Below are 15,808 nucleotides of genomic sequence, written 5' to 3' on the forward strand. Positions count from 1 at the left end.
AACCGCATCATGCGAAGGGCCGATCGATCGCGGGGGACGGCGTCGTGAACCATTCGGCACCCGTCTCGGTGACGTGGAAATGATCTTCGAGCCGGATGCCGAAGCGATCCGGCACGACGATCATCGGTTCGTTGGAAAAACACATGCCGGGTTCGAGCAGGCTGCGGTCGCCGCGCACGAGATAGGGGGCCTCATGGATGCTGAGTCCGACACCGTGGCCGGTGCGATGCGGCAGGCCAGGCAGTCGATAGTCCGGCCCCAGGCCATGCCGTTCCAGCACCGCGCGCGCCGCCGCGTCGACCGTCTCGCAAGGCCTGCCGGGGGCGACAGCGTCGAATGCGGCCTGTTGCGCTTCCTGCTCGATCGCCCAGATGCGGCGCTGCTCCTCGTCGGGGGTGCCGAACACGTAACTGCGCGTGATATCGGAATTATATCCCTGCACTTCGCAGCCGGTATCGATCAGCACCATGTCGCCTTCGTGCAGCACGTCGTCGGCAGGCAGGCCATGCGGAAAGCTGGTCGATGCGCCGAACTGGACGATGCAGAAGGTCGAACCGCTTGCCCCCAATGCCTGATGGCCACGCTCGATGAAAGCACGCACCGCGCTGGCACGGATGCCGGGCGCGAGGATGCGCGCGGCTCGGCGTTGCACCTCCAGCGTCATCTGCTTCGCTTGACGCAGCAGCGCGAGCTCTGCCGGAGACTTGATCGCGCGGCACGCGTCGATGATCGCGCTGGCATCGACCAGCGATGCGGATGGCGCTGCGGTGCGCAACCGCTCTGCCATAAAGAAGGGCAGAGTGGGGTCGATCGCAAGGGTGCTACAACCGCGCGCGCGCAGGATTTGCGCGACAACCTCGGAGGGGGACTCATCTTCTTCCCAAAAAAACAGGTCGGCATCGATCTTCAGGATCGGCATCAGCGAACCCGCCTCGAACGCGGGGCAGACGAGCGCCGGCCTACCGTTGGGCGTAATGACCAGCGCGACAAGGCGCTCGATCATGCCCCAGCCGACGCCGGTGAAATAGTTGAGGCTGGCCCCTGCGCTGACGAGCAAGGCGTCGACTTTTCGATCGACCATCGCCGCGCGCGCGCGTTCCAGTCGCGCGTCGCGTTCCGCCGCGTCGATCGCCGCGGCCTGGTCCGGCCACCGGGTCATAGCCGCCAGTTCGGCTGCGGCGGTCGAACCTCCGATGGTCATTTCACCGCTCCTGCATAACGTTCGGCACCATAGTCCCGATACGCCTGTTCCGGCGTGACATAGCCGTCCCGGACGTCGGCATCGAGCATCGCGGCGCTCCGCAGGCGCGGATCGCCATAGCCACCGCCGCTCGCGCTGATCAGGCGGAACGTCTCGCCGCGTGCGGCCTTCGCACCGGTGATCATCGAATGGCGCTCGACGCTTCCGTCGCGCCGCAAGATTTCGGCACGATTGTGCGATCCGTCCTTACCGCCGTTCATGCCCCATGGACGCGAGGTGGTGCGCGTTGCCGAATAGGTGAGGAAAGCCTCCTCGGACGTCACGCGATAATCGAGTATCACGCCCTTGCCGCCGCGATACTCGCCAGCGCCGCCATCTTCGTCGTGCAACGCATATTGATCGATCTCGAAACCATAGCGGCTTTCGGCCAGCTCGATCGGGATGTTGTACGTTTCCCCGTTCGCGGCGCAGAACTGGCCGTTGCTGCCGTCATGGTCGATCGTCGCACCCCATCCGCCGACCATCGGTTCGCCCATCACGAACAACTCACCAGTATCGGGATGAGCGCCGGAAATGAAGGTCGCGCCAACGGTGCGTTGGTGCCCGACCGGCAGCTTGTGCGGCATCAACGGGGCAAGCGCCTTCCACATCGCCTCGATCGCCGCGAGCATGGATTCATAGTAGATCGAGACCGGGGCAGGGCTGCTCGCCGATAGGATCGTTCCCGGCGGGCAGATCACCTCCAGCGCGCGGAAGCAACCGCCGTTTGCCGGAATGTCGGTGTTGGTGACGGCTTTGAAGGTGCACCGCGCCGCGGTGATGAGTCCCGCATAGCTCATGTTGATCGGACCGATCGCCTGTGGGCTGGACCCGGTGAAATCGGCGATCATCTTGTCGTCGGTGATCGTGACCCGGACCTTGACCGCGAAGGGGCCATTGCCATGCCCGTCCTCCTCGATCACATCCTCCGCGGTGAACACGCCCTTGGGCAATTTGCGCAGCTCCTCGCGAGTCATCCGCTCGCCATATTCGAGCAGGGCGTCCATCGCGCCGACCAGTTCATCCACCCCATATTTCTCCGCGAGTTCAACGATCCGCCGCGCGCCGACGCGACAGGCGGCGACGCCCGCGTGCAGATCGCCGATCGTACCGTCGGGAAGGCGGACATTGGTTCGAATGACCTCGACCAAGGCTTCGTTGATTTTCCCTTCGTCGAACAGCTTGACGAAGCGCAGGTGAAGTCCCTCCTGAAAGATGTCGGTAGAGGCCGTCGTGGCGCTGCCAGGAAAGGTCCCACCGACCTCTGTCCAATGCGCCTTGTTGACGGTCCAGGCGATCAGTCGCTCGCCCGCAAAGACGGGACAGATGATGACGACATCCGACAGATGGGTGCCGCCGCCCTCATAGGGGGAGTTGGTGATGAAAATGTCCCCGGGGCGGATGCGGTCGAGCGGCCAGCGCTTGAGTGTGCTCTGCACCGCCGTATCCAGAGTGGCGAGAAAACCGGTAACGCCATTGCCCTGTGCCAACAAATTGCCCTGCGCGTCGGTCGCGCCGACCGCAAAGTCGGTCGTTTCGTAAATGATCGGGCTCATCGACGTGCGGAGCATCGCGTTGAACATCTCGGCGCCCAAGGCGACCAGCGCATCCTTGATGATGTCCTGCGTGAAGGAATCGTTCGCCATTCGCCTACTCCACCGGCCTATTGAAGGTGCACATGATAACTGCCGAAGCGATCGACCTCGACGCGGACGCCCGGCGGGATCGGCAGGGTCACTGCGGGTTCCTGGATCACGGCAGGGCCGCTGAGCGTCATGCCTGGTTCCATTTTGAGCCCGTCATAGATGGTCGCTTCATGTTCACCATCCTCGTCGAAATCGACGGTGCGACGCCCGATGATGGATGCTTCGAGCGCAACGCCGGTGATGGCACGATCGGCAAGCTCCGGTTTCTTGACCGGCAAGGTCGCGACGATATGGAAGTTGACGAGCTGGACGGCTGTATCGAGCCGGTAGGTGTAGCGCTTTTCATGCGCGGCGTGGAACGTCTCGATTGCGGTGCCGATCGGATCGGCCGCGTCGAGCGGGAATGCCACGCCAACGGTATGTTCCTGTCCGACGTAGCGCAGGTCGGCGCGATATTCGATCTCAAGCGTCGCAGCATTCGCCTGATCCGCGACATCCGCGCGAGCGGCGCTGACCATGTCTGCGAAGACTTGGCGGACCTGTCCCAGCGCGTCGGCGACCATCGGGGTCAGCCGCGTGCGGATATAGTCGCGTCGCAAATCGGTCAGCAGCATTCCCCATGCCGAAAATACCGCGGAATTGACCGGAATGATCACCTTCGGCACGCGGAGCTCGCGCGCCAGGGCGACAGCATGCATCGCGCCCCCTCCGCCGAACGCCATCAAGGCGAAATCGCGTGGGTCATACCCTTTGTTTGTCGATACCAGGCGCAGGGCCGTGGTCATGTTGGCATTGGCGATCCGCACGACGCCGCGCGCCAGTTCCTGCTTCGACAGGTTCAGCCGTTCGCACAGCGGCGCGAACGCGGCATCGACCGCCTGCCAATCGGGTTCGATTTCGCCCCCGGCAAAGCTGGCTGGGTCGATCCGTCCGAGCACGAGATTGGCATCGGTCGTGGTCGGCTTTGCGCCGCCCCGGCCATAGGCGGCGGGGCCAGGCCGCGCGCCCGCCGAGTGCGGACCGACGTGTAGCTTGTCGCCTGCATCGATCCACGCGATCGAACCGCCGCCGTTGCCGATCTCGACGATTTCAGAGACCGGTGTCTGCACCGGATATCCGGGGTTCTTTCCGTCGCGCTCAATGTAGTAGTCTGTCGAAACCTTGATCTGGCCACCCTCGATCAGCGTGCATTTCGCCGTCGTGCCGCCGATGTCGAGCACGATAAGGTTGGGTTCGCCAATGCGCTGACCGAGATAGGCTGCCGCATAGATCCCGCTGGCCGGCCCCGACTCCACCATGGTGATCGGATTGCGCTTGACCGCTTCGACGGTGGCGATGCCCCCGTTTGACTGCATCATGAACGGCGAGCCGCTAAAGCCGCCCTCGGCCAGCTTGCGCTGCAGCGAGTCGATATACGACCGGGCGATCGGTGATACGTAGGCAGACAGGACGGTCGTGTTGGTGCGCTCATACTCGCGCCATTCCCGGCTGATCTCGTGCGAGGCGAGCACCGGTACCTCTGGCCAGGCGGCTCGGATCGCCTCGACCGTACGCCGCTCATTATCCGGGTTTGCATAGGCGTGGAGGAAGCACACCGCGATCGCGCCCACTCCGTCGGCGCGGAAGCGATCGATCATCGGACCAAGCGGCGCGAGATCGACCGGCGTGGTCACGTCGCCCTTGAAGGTAGTGCGTTCGGTCAATTCCACGCGCAGGTAGCGCTCGACGAACGGGGCTGGCTTTTTGAACACGAAGTTGAACAGATCTGGTCGATTGCCGCGTGCAATCTCAAGAACGTCGCGAAACCCCTTGGTCGTGATGAGCGCCGTCTTCACCCCCTTGCGCTCCGTCAGGGCGTTGATGACGACGGTCGAACCATGTGCAAAGAAATCCAGCGCCGCGGGCGTCAGCCCCGCCTTTGCGATCGCGTTGATCACGCCCTCCTCGAACACCGGCGGGGTGGTGTCCGCTTTGGCAATTTGGATCGGGCCAGGGTCGCCGGTTTGCGCGTCCACGGAATAGAAGACGAGATCCGTGAAGGTTCCCCCGACGTCGCTGGCAGCACGCACAGATTTACTCCCCAATCGTCGAACCGGCGCGGGCGCAGGTTCGTTATGTAGCGACCATAAAGGCGGTGACCGGGCGCGCGGCAGGGCGGTGCCCTGTCCGATCGATCGGGCCGCAAGTGACCCGAATGCCGATCGCGTCGCCGATCAGCCTCACGGGTTTTTCAGACGCGCGCGCATACGCTCGGCTTTCTAGAAACTGCCTCGAATTTCGACGCCGTAGGTCCGGGGCTCGGCCGGCTGGACGAAGCCGCCGCTGACGAACTCCGCATTGTATTTCTTATCGGTTAGGTTGCGGACGAATCCGGTCAATTTCCAGCGGCCGTTCGAGGTTTCGACGCCGCCGTTCAGGTTGATCAGTTGGAAGGCCGACCGAGCGGTGGAGTTCTCCGGCTCCCAATATTGCTTGCCGTGATGCTCAAGCTCGCCGCGGCCGAACGCGTTGAAGCGAGACGAAATGGGGAAGCGATACTGTGCGCCGATCGCGCCGCTATCGCGCGGAACATAGGGCGCCCAATTGCCGACGGCCGCGGGATTGAACGCGAACCGTTTGATCTCGGAATGGGTGTAGCCATAACTTGCGAAAAGATCCAAACCCTCGACCGGGGTCAGCGTCGCCTCGATTTCGCCACCATACAGGTCGACCTTGTCGATATTGACCAGGATTTGTGCGCCCACTGCGCCGACGAAGACGAAGTAGAACGGGTCCTTGTCGCGCGTGTAGAAGCCGGTCGCATTGATGCGCAATTTGCCGCCCAACAGCTTGCTCTTGACCCCGAGTTCGGATGTCGCAGCACTTTCCTGCCGCACCAGATCGAACACGCCGGGCAATTGCGCGGCTGCAGCTGCGCCGCTCTGATTGTATTGGCCCGAGCGGAAGCCGATGCCATAGTCCGCGAACAGCGTGAATTCCGCCGAGGGTTTGTACGTCAGCGTGATCTTGGGCTGACCCTTGCGGAAGGTGGTGCCGCGCTTGCACGCGGCGGCGGCCGCTGCGGTGCATCCGGCGGGAACCCCAGCGCTGCTCAGCGGGCTGATGAACTGCCGACGGCGGTCGATATCGTAGCGATACGCGAATTCCGCCGTCAGCGTGTCGGTGACGTCGTAGGCGAGATTGCCGAAGAACGCATAGGCATGGTTGCGATTGTCGTCTGCAAGGAACGACAGCGTCGGATTGATCGTACTGGTATACTGCGGTGTCCGATAGATGTTGATGATCCCCAGCCCGTTGTCGACGCCTGTCGACGTCGAGATAAAACGCTTTGTTTTCAGATAATAAGCGCCGACCATCCACCGCAAGGCAGCCGTGTCGTTCGATGCGATTCGGAAATCGTTCTGCCAGGAACGCACCTTTTCATACTGTGTCTGCGTACCGTCCGTCACGCCGAACACGTTCCGGCTGGCCGAGTAAGGGAACTGATCGCCCGTCGTGTTTTCGGCGGTGTTGACGACTGCGAAAGTGTTGGTGATCGAGCCCCAATCCGCCTTCCAAACCAAACGCAAGGAAGCGTCGAACAGGGTGCGAAGGTTGAAGCCTCGGTTGTTGGCGCAGAAATTGCGATTGACGCGATTGGCGTCTGGGGCCGGGCCGCCGAACGGGTTTGTCAGATCGAGCTGGCAACTGTTGGGCAGGAACTTGGCGGGCTGATACTGAAAGGGCAGGCCGATCCCGCGTGTGTTGCTATATCCGACCTTCATGTCCGCCGTAAGGTCGCTGGACAAAAATGCCTTCACCTGGCCGCGGACATTATAGTCGCGCACCTTATCGGCCGTCTGATTGAGAAAGACGTTGTTAAGCAGGCCACCGAAGCTCCGAGCGCTGCCGGCAAGCCGGAAGAGCAGCTTGTCGCGTATGATCGGCCCGGAAATCGATGCCTCGCCTCGAAAATCCTCGCCGTTTCCGACGGAGACTTGCCCGTTGAAGCGCAGGTCATTAGTCGGCTGCTTGGTCGTGATGACAATCGCGCCGCCGATTGCGTTGCGACCGTAAAGCGCGCCCTGCGGCCCGCGCAGAACCTCGATTTGCTGCACATCGAACAGGTCGCTGGTGAACTGGCGCGCGCTCACCTGCTGAACGCCGTCGGTGACGACCGCGATCGGGCTTTCGCCGTTACGCACCTGTGAAATGCCGCGGATCGTCACGAAGGACGTGCCTGCACTTTGCGACTGCGCAATCGAAATGTTCGGCGTGATGCCGATAAAGTCGGAGACTGCCTGAATGCGGGCGTCCGCGATCATCTGGCTGGAAAAGGCGGTGACCGAGATAGGGGCAGCAAGAAGCGCCTCGCCACGGCCGCGCGCGGTTACGACGATGTCGTCATTGTCCGAGGCACCGGGAGTGCTCGGGGGCAGCGTGGCGGATGTTGTCTGTCCATAGGCTGCTGAACCCAACATGGTCAGGGCGAACGCCGATGCGCACGCGAGCAACCCTGAGACTCGTACTTTTTCCATCGCCTCTGCCCCCCTTGTAAATGATGCGCTTGAAATCCGCGATCCGCAGCGGCGTGGCAATCCGCGCGGTGGAGTAGCTCCATTTTGGCGATGCCTCCTTCGACCTGCCCGAATGGGCAGGCGGGGCGGTCCGAGTCAGAGCGCGGCGCCGTTTGCCCGGAACAGGTCCAGAGCGTGCGCCCGCCGGTCGACCCCCAGCTTCGCAAAAACGCGTTTCAGGTGAAATTTGACGGTGTGCTCGGTCATATCGAGCGCACGGGCGATTTCCTTGTTGGTCGACCCCCGGGCCAATTCGCGCATGACGTCATGCTCGCGCACTGTCAGCATCGCGCGTGACGGTGTGGCGCTCTTGCGGCGGGCGAGGAGTTCCGCGACCTGCGCCAGGAACGCCGCTTCGATCGGCCGACCGCCCTCCTGCCAGCAATCGCTGCGGATTTTGAGGAGCAGCGGCTTGAGCGCGGGTTGTTCGATAAAGGGCAGGACGATGCCCTCCGGCGCCGCGATTGCGGTCGCCGCCGCCATCCGCTTGATCGCCTCCGCATCGTCGCCGCAATGATGGGCGATCAACGCGGAAAGCAGCAATGCCCTGACCTCGAACAGCCGACTGCCACAAGCGCGCGCACAATCGAGCAAATCGGCCGCCAGCGTGCTCGCTTTCTCGCTCTGGTCGCGCAGATACCACAGCGCCAGGGCGTGGGCGACGTTCTGATAGGGGCGCCAGCAGGCCGGTTCGTTACGCCACCGGCCCGTCGGGAAGCGGGCGTGGAGATCGCCGATCAGACGCGGCGATCGTTCGCGCCGCGCGGATACGCACAGCAACAGGACACGCTGTGCATCGACGAGCGCGCGAAGCCGCTCCAACTGGCGCGCCTCGGTAATGCTCGCGCCGGTGGCGATTATCCGCTCCATCGCGGCCGTGTCGTTTTCCGTCCAGGCGAGCCAGAACAGGGTATCGAGGCCGGAGGCATAGACATCGAACCATCCGTCATAGTCGCACACATGGCGAAACGCGCTTTCGAGCGCGGCCGCATCGCCGGAGGCAAGTTCGCCACGCCACGCGCGCAGCGTGTACAGGAACACGTCCGAAACGGCCTTCAGGCCGCTGTCCACGCCAAAATTTTCCTCGGCCATGTTGCGTGCCTGGGTCAGGTACGCGGAGGCGGCGCGGACCTCGCCACGAAACAGGCAGGCGAGACCGGCGTGGAGAAAACTATAATTCAGCCCGAGCACCGAATTGACTGAGCGCATCGCCGTCATAGCGTCGCGCGCAAGGACTTCGGCATAGTCGAGCTGGCCGAGGCAAAGCGCCGCCACCGCGCCCGCGCAATCGAGCACCCCGCGCGTCAGCCCGTCGGCATCGGGATAGGCGGCGCGGATTTCCTCGAACGAGCGCAGAAAGGCTGGGTCGATGGTGTTGTCGTCATAGGTTCGGATCAACGTACCGACATTCAATGTGTCGCGCGCATAATCGTCGAGACTGCCCCAATCGTGCGATGGGTTGAATACGTCCGCACCGACCAGATCGAAATTCGCGCGCGCCCGACGCAAATCGCCTTCCTTGAGCGCCAGATAGGCCTCGGCGAGCACGAGGCGCGGATGCGACAGACGTTCCGTGGCGGGAACGCAGGATAGCAGCCGGGCGAGCTGGCTCATCCCACCGAACAGCACCAGCCGCCAGCCGCCGGCCCGTTCGATCAGTTCGGCGCAACGGCCGAGATCGCCGGCCATCTGCGCATGCCATACCGCCTCGGGGAGCAGATTGAGCCGCTCGAACGCGATGGAGGCGCGATGATGCAGGATCGCGGCCTCGCCCGGGCGGCGCAGCCGGAGCTGGCCCTGAAGATATTCGGCGAACAGGTGATGATAGCGGAACCAAGCGCTGTCCGCATCGACAGAGGTGAGTAGCGATTGCAGCGGCGTCAACTCTTCGAGGATGTGCCAGCTATCGGTCTTGGCGCGAACTTGATCGGCCAGGTCGACGTTGAACTTTTCGAGTATCGAGGTTTGCAGCAGGAAATCGACGACGTGGTCGGGCAGCCCCTTCAGGATCGTGTCGCTGAGATAGGACGACAAATGCCCGCCGCGCGCGGTCAGCTGCGTTAGCGGATTGGGCGTGTTCGGCCGTTGCAGCGACACCAGCTTCATGAGCTGCAGCGCGACCGGCCAGCCTTCCAGTTCGCCGATCAGCCGCGTCAGGTCGGTGCCGTCGAACACGTCGTCTAGAAGATCGCGCGATTCCTGGTCGGTAAAGCGCAAGGTGTCGCTCGTGATCTCCGCCGCTGCGCCGGTTACCAACAGGCGGGGCACGTCGAAATTCGGTCGCGCGCGAGAACTGATCAGGAGCCGGACATTCCCCGGCAGGACCGCGATAAAGCGCTCCATCGCCTGGGCCATCTCCTTGGTGGAGATGCGGTGATAGTCGTCGATGATGAAGCTGACGCGGCTCGGTTGTCGCCGCAGCAGGTCGCTGAATTGGCGAAGCACGCTGTCCAGCGTGAATTCGACCAGCCCCATCGCGGCCTTAGTAGCCAGTTCCCCGGTGTCTACCCCTGCCGCCAAAGCGGATCGGATGAGGTCGGCGATCAATTGCCGCGGTTCGGCATCGCTTTCGTCGAGCGTCAGCCACCCCACCTGTTCCCCGGCGGCAAGCAGATGGTCGCGCCATTGTACCAGGGTGGTCGTCTTGCCGAATCCGGCCGGGGCGGACAGCAGGATGACGCGCGCACCGGAAACCGCAGACAGCGCCGAGAGCAACCGGGGGCGCTCGACGATCGACGGCGGCTGCCGCGGCGCCTCCAGCTTCAATTGAAGCATAGTGTCGATTTCGGTTCCAGGCCCTGCTGGGTGCATGGTCAGCCCGCCTTCACGATGATGCGATTGCGCTGATTGTGCCGACGCAAGTCTGTGAAACGCCGATCGGAGCCATATTGGGCAGACTGAACTGAAATGGCACGCGTTGCAACTCCCGTAGCCTTTCCCATGCGAGTAGGATTTGGCCCGGGCACGACTGGAATACTACCCGATCGTGTAGCTTGATAACGGCGAGCGGATTCGACACCCTGTACGCAAAGAAAGGCCATGCATCCGCAAATAAATGCCATGCATCCGCTGCACGAACGGTAAGATTTTGCGCGACGGGAGAGCTCAAATGTCTTTAGCCGGGATATGGGAAAACGAGTATGGCTCGCGCATGACGCTGTCTCTTGCCGATCCCAACTTGATCGTCGGCAAGTATGAATCGACCACCGGCTCCACGGGTGAGTATCGCGTGATCGGATATCAGGCGAGCGCCGACCCGACTTCATCGGCCGGGCAGGCCTGTGCGCTTGCGATCGACTGGCATTCAGTCGTCGCGGGGCCGCCGGACAATAGCTGGCACTGGGTCTCCGGCCTGAGCGGACAACTGAGCCTTCAATCGTCGGGGGAGCAGCTTGTCCTGTCGCATGCGATGGTTGCCTCGGTGGCCTTTCCCGGCCTGGCGCAGGCGGGCACCTATATCGACAAGCTTATCTACACGCGCGTGGGGGAGCAGCATGACATTCCTGCAGAGCCGCTTCCCGGTGAGGAGGTGCTGGCCGACAATCCGCTCGTGGGAAGCTGGTTCGCGCAGGACGGTACCGCGCTGCTCATTCAATCGGTCGTTCCCTATGCCGGCAACGCGTTCGGCTACGTCTTTGGAAAGCTGATCTGGAACGGTGGCCCTTCGCTGCTCTACGGCGTGACCGACATCAATGCCGGGTCGGCCGGGCTGGATTTGCAGTCGGTGTCGATCGTCGGATTGCCCAGCGACGCCGGCGGACCGGCGATATCCTTGGCGGGCACGCTCGACCTGTCGAGCGGCGTTCTGACCCTGCTGGACCAGAATTCCAGCTCGACCGCGCCTGACGCGACCTATGTCGAGACGACGATCTCCAGCAAAACGTTCACTCGGCAATAGCGGGATGACGATGTGCTTGTTCGCCCGCCCAAGTGTCACCGCATGCTGCCGCGCGCGGAAGGCGTTTCGAAAGGGGCGTATGTCGCCCCGCAATCTGACCCATCTGCCTTAGCGACCGCAAGGGCGCGTCAAGAAGGAGAAGTGCAATGTCGCAATCTGCCGCCCCGACATCGGGTGTCCTGTTCCCCATGCAGCGTGGCCCGTACCAGAACAATGGTGCCAGCCCGTGGTACACCCAGACGACACTGGGCACCCCTGGGCAGGCGCTCAAATTCGCGATCGATACCGGCACCAACATGGTCTGGACGACTTCGACGCTTTGCGCCCCGACCAGTTGTCAGCATTATAGTGGCGGCCGGTTCGACTATCAGAAATCAACCACTTACTCCTGGGTTGACTGTATCCAGGTTCCCTTCAGCTTCGGGCCGTGGGGCACGATGCAGGTCGAGACCGGGCAAGATGTCCTGGCGCTCCCCAATGGAAAATCCTTGCCGCTCGTGCTCTATCTGTCGGCCGATTATTCGGGCTCGCAATTCGCCCAGCTCGACTGGGATGGCGGCATCGGCATTCCCTCGGGCAGCCCGTACAAGCAGGGCGACACGACCTTCATCGTTCAGGAGATGATGAACCAGGGCATGATTTCCCCCAACTATCCGTACGTGTCGTTCGACTGGAACGGGAACACGTCGGCCGGCTCCTGCCTGATTGGCGGGTTTGATCCGGATAAAGTCACCAGCGGCATTTTCTTGCCCTGGACCCCGTACACTGCCTTTGCGGGGGTCGAATACATCTGGTCGGCGGATATGTCGCAATATTGGGTCGGCAACCAATTGGTTGCCCAGAACGTGCAGTTTGCGCTCGATTCCGGCTCGTCCCAGTTCAAGGGCGATGACGCGATCATGAACCAGACCCTTGCGCAGATCAAAGCACAGGGAAATCCGCCGGTACGGATGGTCTTCCCGAATGGCGGCGCCATCACGATCCCGCAGAACATCTACAACGTCACCATTCAGGCCGGACCCGATCAGGGCAAGACGCTGCCCCAGTTCCAGCCGTTAGGGCTGACCAACCTCGTTCTCGTGGGGTCGGTGATCATGGAATATTGCTACACTATCCACGAATATCGCGTCGTGCAGTGCGGTGGTAACCGCTACTCGCTCGCGCCGAGCGGCATGTATGTCTTCAACAAGCCCGGCTACCCCGCGATCATCACCCCATCGACCGCGGTGGAGCGCGAGCTTGGCCCGCGCGACGTCGTACGCGGCAAAACCATGGAATGAGTCCGCAGGATCGGTCCGATCAGGGAGGGTATAGCTCATGACGCTTAGTGGTGTTTGGCAAAACGAATATGGCTCGATCATGGACCTGTCGGTCTTGAGCGGCGGGCTCGTCTTCGGAACGTACAGTTCTTCGACCGGGTCGACCGGCAAATATTGCGTGATCGGGTTTCAGCAAAATGCCGAGCCGACCACTGCCGCGGGTCAGGCTGTCGCGCTTGCCATCGAATGGCACTCGATTGCCGGCGGCGCGGGGGACCCGAGCTGGAATTGGTCCTCAGGATTGAGCGGGCAGTTGAGCCTGGAAAACGGCAAGGAGTCGCTTGTCCTGGCGCATGCCATGGTCGCAAGCAGCGCATTCCCTGGCCTGTGCGCAGCCGGGACCTATATCGACAAGCTGACCTATTCCCGCGTTTCCGACGCGTCGCAATCGTCGCACGAGCGACCTGCCCAGGCGGCGGCGGTGGCCGATCCGATGGCGGGGACCTGGTCGACGGCGGACGGCTCCACCGTCCTCACGCTGCGCGTCTATCCCTATACGAACAATCTCTTCGGCTGGGTGATGGGGTCGCTCAGCACGGGCGGCACGGTCTGCCAGATCGAAGGTGTCACTGACATCAATGCGACGTCGAGCGGCCTCACGCTGCAGTCGACCGCCCTGACGGCGATCCAGAATTCCCAAAGCGGCCCGGCGATCGCCTTCGCCGGCTGCCTCGACTTGCGTACCGGACTATTGACGGTGCTCAAACTCTCCAGCCTGTCGACAGCACCGGACGCCACGTACGTTCAGACGACGGTCGACCAACTGACTTTGCAGCGCATCGCAGCCGATACCAGCGGCAAATGAGACAGCGCTGATCCTCACCGACAACAGCTGACCAAGCGGGGGAGCCTGCGCATCTAGGGGGAAACGGGCCATGCATACTCATCGCAATGGTGTCTCGGCTGTGAGCTTCGGAGCCCCCGCTTGGGAGGTTTCGAAACAGAACAAAGTCATCGATATCAGGACAGATTATGTGACCCCGAACATCATGCGCCGCGCCGACGGGCATGAATTCGTCAACCTGTGTTCCTGCTCTTACCTGGGCCTGCACAGTCATCCGGAAATCTTGGAAGGGGCCATCACCGCGATCCTCAATACCGGTGCGCTGGATCTGCCGATCTCGCGCATCCGCCTTCGTCTCAACCTGCTGGAGGAATTCGAAGACCGACTGACGGCGTTGTTCGGCGCGCGCTGTCTCTCCGCGGTGACGAGTTCGGCGGCGACGGCCGGCGTGCTCCCGCTCATCGCCTCTGGCCACATGAGTCCGGATGGAACGCCCCCGGTCATGCTGTTCGACCGCCACGCGCACTTCTCGATGGATTACATCAGGCCGATTTGCGCCGACGAAACCGAGGTCATCGCCTGTCGGCACAATGACCTGGAACAAATCGAAGATGCCTGTCGCAAGCACAAGTCTGTCGCCTATGTCTGCGACGGCGTTTATTCGATGGGAGGCGTCGCGCCCATCGCGGAGCTGCTGTCGTTGCAGGATCGCTACGGCCTGTTTCTGTTTATCGACGACAGCCATTCGCTTTCGCTTCATGGCGCACATGGCGAGGGCTATGCGCGCTCGATCATGCGCGAGGTCAATGAGCGCACAATCATCGTCGCCTCGCTCGGCAAGGCGTTCGGCGGTTCGGGCGGTGTCATCATGCTCGGGCCGACCGAGCATGAGGATATTCTGACGCGCTTCGGTGGCCCATTGGCCTGGTCGCAGGGGTTGAACGTGCCCGGCATCGGCGCAGGTATCGCATCGTCGAAGCTTCACGATTCTCCCGAGCTGTCGCGCCGACAGGCACAGCTTCGGCGTAACATGGCGCTGTTCGATTCCCTGATTGCAACCGAGCAGGCCGACAACGGCTTCCCCTTGAAGGTGATTGCAATCGGGGACGAGGACCGCGCGGTGGCCGCTTCGGCGCGCTTGTTCGAAGCTGGATATTACAGTTCGGCCGTGTTCTTTCCGATCGTCAAGCGCGGGGCCGCCGGGCTGCGGATCATGCTGCGTGCCGACAATACGGAAGCGGATATTCGCGGGTTCGCGCAAGCGCTCACCGAAATTCTGCAGCGGGACCTGGCCCCTGCGCCCGCGCGCGTGAAGGCCGATGCTTGAGCCGGCAGAGATGCGCGCCGTGCGGGTGCTAGGCGGCCCGGGATCCGCTGCGCTGCGCGTGCAGCCGTGGCCGGTGCCGTCTCCTCGCGCAGGGGAGATGCTGGTGGCGGTGCGCGCGAGCGGCCTCAATCACGCCGATCTGTACCAGCGTGACGGTGAATGGCCTGCCCCTGAGGGCGCGTCGGACACGCTCGGCGTCGAAGTCGCGGGCACGGTGATCTCTGCCGATCCAACCGGGCGCTTCGCCGAGGGTGCGCGCGTCATGGCGCTGGTCGACGGTGGGGGGTATGCCGAGATCGCGGCGGTCGATCCCGCGCTCGCGGTGGAGATACCGCCGCATGTGACCTTTCAGGAAGCCGCCGCTCTGCCTGAGGCGCTGATCGTCGCGCATGGCAATCTCGTCGATATCGGCGCTGTCGAGGCGGGCATGCGGGTGCTGATCCATGGCGGTGCCAGCGGGATGGGATCCGTCATGATCCAGATCGCGCGGGATTTGGGCGCGGAGGTTGTGGCCACCACCAGCGACCCGGCGAAGATCGACCGGCTCAAGGCGCTAGGGGCGTGCCACGTCGTGGATCGCAACGGTGCTGCATTCCAGGGCGAAGCCGGCGGCGCGGCACCAATCACGGGTTTCGATCTGATCGTCGATATGGCCGGAGCCTCGACACTGTCGGCCAATCTTGAGCGGCTCAACCATCGCGGCACGCTGATCCTGATGGGGATCATGGGGGGCATGATCGGCACGGTCGATGTCGATCCGATCATCCTCAAGCGCCTCACCGTGCGCGGCACCATCCTGCGATCGCTGCCGACCGCCGAGAAGCGTGCGCTCGCGGCGCGGGCTTTCGCGCGCTGGATCGGACGGGTCGCCGCCGGTGCGATCCGGCCGGTGATCGACAGCATCCATCCCTTCGAAGCGGTCCGCGCGGCGCACGACCGTCTCGAACAAGGCGGACATTTCGGCAAGATCGTGCTCGCTATCGATCCCGAATCAACCAACCGAAACGCACTGCGAGAATTCGCTTAGGAGGGCGATCG

Annotated in this window: 10 protein-coding genes; 5 read left to right on the plus strand and 5 right to left on the minus strand. The window is 62.9% G+C overall.

The genetic code is table 11. The annotated features are described in order from the left end of the window. Positions 1 to 7: 7 nt before the first annotated feature. The 5 genes from ACNI3R_RS05965 to ACNI3R_RS05985 form a co-directional block, all read right to left on the minus strand. Entirely contained in the window at positions 8 to 1,201 is a 1,194-nt protein-coding gene (locus ACNI3R_RS05965) for a M24 family metallopeptidase (RefSeq protein WP_426180770.1), read from the minus strand. Further along, on the minus strand, positions 1,198 to 2,886 hold the full coding sequence (locus tag ACNI3R_RS05970; RefSeq protein WP_426180772.1) for a hydantoinase B/oxoprolinase family protein: 1,689 nt from the start codon (positions 2,884 to 2,886) through the stop codon (positions 1,198 to 1,200). The genes ACNI3R_RS05965 and ACNI3R_RS05970 overlap by 4 nt, the downstream gene beginning before the upstream one ends. A 17-nt stretch (positions 2,887 to 2,903) precedes the next feature. Next, positions 2,904 to 4,955: a hydantoinase/oxoprolinase family protein gene (locus tag ACNI3R_RS05975; RefSeq protein ID WP_426180774.1), complete on the minus strand. Its 2,052-nt coding sequence runs from the start codon at positions 4,953 to 4,955 to the stop codon at positions 2,904 to 2,906. Between the two features lie 189 nt (positions 4,956 to 5,144). After that, the gene (locus ACNI3R_RS05980; protein WP_426180776.1) at positions 5,145 to 7,403 is read right to left on the minus strand and encodes a TonB-dependent receptor; all 2,259 of its coding nucleotides are present in this window, start codon (positions 7,401 to 7,403) and stop codon (positions 5,145 to 5,147) included. 135 nt (positions 7,404 to 7,538) lie between these two features. Continuing rightward, positions 7,539 to 10,217 carry a helix-turn-helix transcriptional regulator gene (locus tag ACNI3R_RS05985; RefSeq protein WP_426180777.1) on the minus strand — a complete coding sequence of 893 codons (2,679 nt, stop codon included), beginning with the start codon at positions 10,215 to 10,217 and terminating at the stop codon, positions 7,539 to 7,541. A 334-nt stretch (positions 10,218 to 10,551) separates the two neighbouring features. Between ACNI3R_RS05985 and ACNI3R_RS05990 the strand changes: the two genes are divergently transcribed. The 5 genes from ACNI3R_RS05990 to ACNI3R_RS06010 all read left to right on the plus strand — a co-directional run bounded on the left by ACNI3R_RS05990 (position 10,552) and on the right by ACNI3R_RS06010 (position 15,797). After that, on the plus strand, positions 10,552 to 11,340 hold the full coding sequence (locus ACNI3R_RS05990; protein ID WP_426180779.1) for an avidin/streptavidin family protein: 789 nt from the start codon (positions 10,552 to 10,554) through the stop codon (positions 11,338 to 11,340). 146 nt (positions 11,341 to 11,486) lie between these two features. Continuing rightward, a complete protein-coding gene (locus ACNI3R_RS05995) occupies positions 11,487 to 12,620 on the plus strand; it encodes a pepsin-like aspartic protease (protein ID WP_426180781.1) in 1,134 nt (377 codons plus the stop codon). A gap of 37 nt (positions 12,621 to 12,657) precedes the next feature. Continuing rightward, the gene (locus ACNI3R_RS06000) at positions 12,658 to 13,464 is read left to right on the plus strand and encodes an avidin/streptavidin family protein (RefSeq protein WP_426180782.1); all 807 of its coding nucleotides are present in this window, start codon (positions 12,658 to 12,660) and stop codon (positions 13,462 to 13,464) included. 70 nt (positions 13,465 to 13,534) lie between these two features. Further along, a complete protein-coding gene (locus ACNI3R_RS06005; RefSeq protein ID WP_426180783.1) occupies positions 13,535 to 14,770 on the plus strand; it encodes an 8-amino-7-oxononanoate synthase family protein in 1,236 nt (411 codons plus the stop codon). After that, positions 14,763 to 15,797 (plus strand): zinc-binding dehydrogenase, encoded by a 1,035-nt coding sequence (locus ACNI3R_RS06010; protein WP_426180785.1) that lies wholly within the window; start codon positions 14,763 to 14,765, stop codon positions 15,795 to 15,797. The genes ACNI3R_RS06005 and ACNI3R_RS06010 overlap by 8 nt, the downstream gene beginning before the upstream one ends. Positions 15,798 to 15,808 lie beyond the last annotated feature (11 nt).

It is taken from the genome of Rhizorhabdus antheiae (assembly GCF_049889055.1).
Lineage (GTDB): Bacteria > Pseudomonadota > Alphaproteobacteria > Sphingomonadales > Sphingomonadaceae > Rhizorhabdus.

What these genes read in the sequence shown, in the direction of transcription:
- ACNI3R_RS05965 (WP_426180770.1), bottom strand. Translation starts at nt 1,201, where the DNA reads ATGACCATCGGAGGTTCGACCGCCGCAGCCGAACTGGCGGCTATGACC.
- ACNI3R_RS05970 (WP_426180772.1), bottom strand. Translation starts at nt 2,886, where the DNA reads ATGGCGAACGATTCCTTCACGCAGGACATCATCAAGGATGCGCTGGTC.
- ACNI3R_RS05980 (WP_426180776.1), bottom strand. Translation starts at nt 7,403, where the DNA reads ATGGAAAAAGTACGAGTCTCAGGGTTGCTCGCGTGCGCATCGGCGTTC.
- ACNI3R_RS05985 (WP_426180777.1), bottom strand. Translation starts at nt 10,217, where the DNA reads ATGCTTCAATTGAAGCTGGAGGCGCCGCGGCAGCCGCCGTCGATCGTC.
- ACNI3R_RS05990 (WP_426180779.1), top strand. Translation starts at nt 10,552, where the DNA reads ATGTCTTTAGCCGGGATATGGGAAAACGAGTATGGCTCGCGCATGACG.
- ACNI3R_RS05995 (WP_426180781.1), top strand. Translation starts at nt 11,487, where the DNA reads ATGTCGCAATCTGCCGCCCCGACATCGGGTGTCCTGTTCCCCATGCAG.
- ACNI3R_RS06000 (WP_426180782.1), top strand. Translation starts at nt 12,658, where the DNA reads ATGACGCTTAGTGGTGTTTGGCAAAACGAATATGGCTCGATCATGGAC.
- ACNI3R_RS06005 (WP_426180783.1), top strand. Translation starts at nt 13,535, where the DNA reads ATGCATACTCATCGCAATGGTGTCTCGGCTGTGAGCTTCGGAGCCCCC.
- ACNI3R_RS06010 (WP_426180785.1), top strand. Translation starts at nt 14,763, where the DNA reads ATGCTTGAGCCGGCAGAGATGCGCGCCGTGCGGGTGCTAGGCGGCCCG.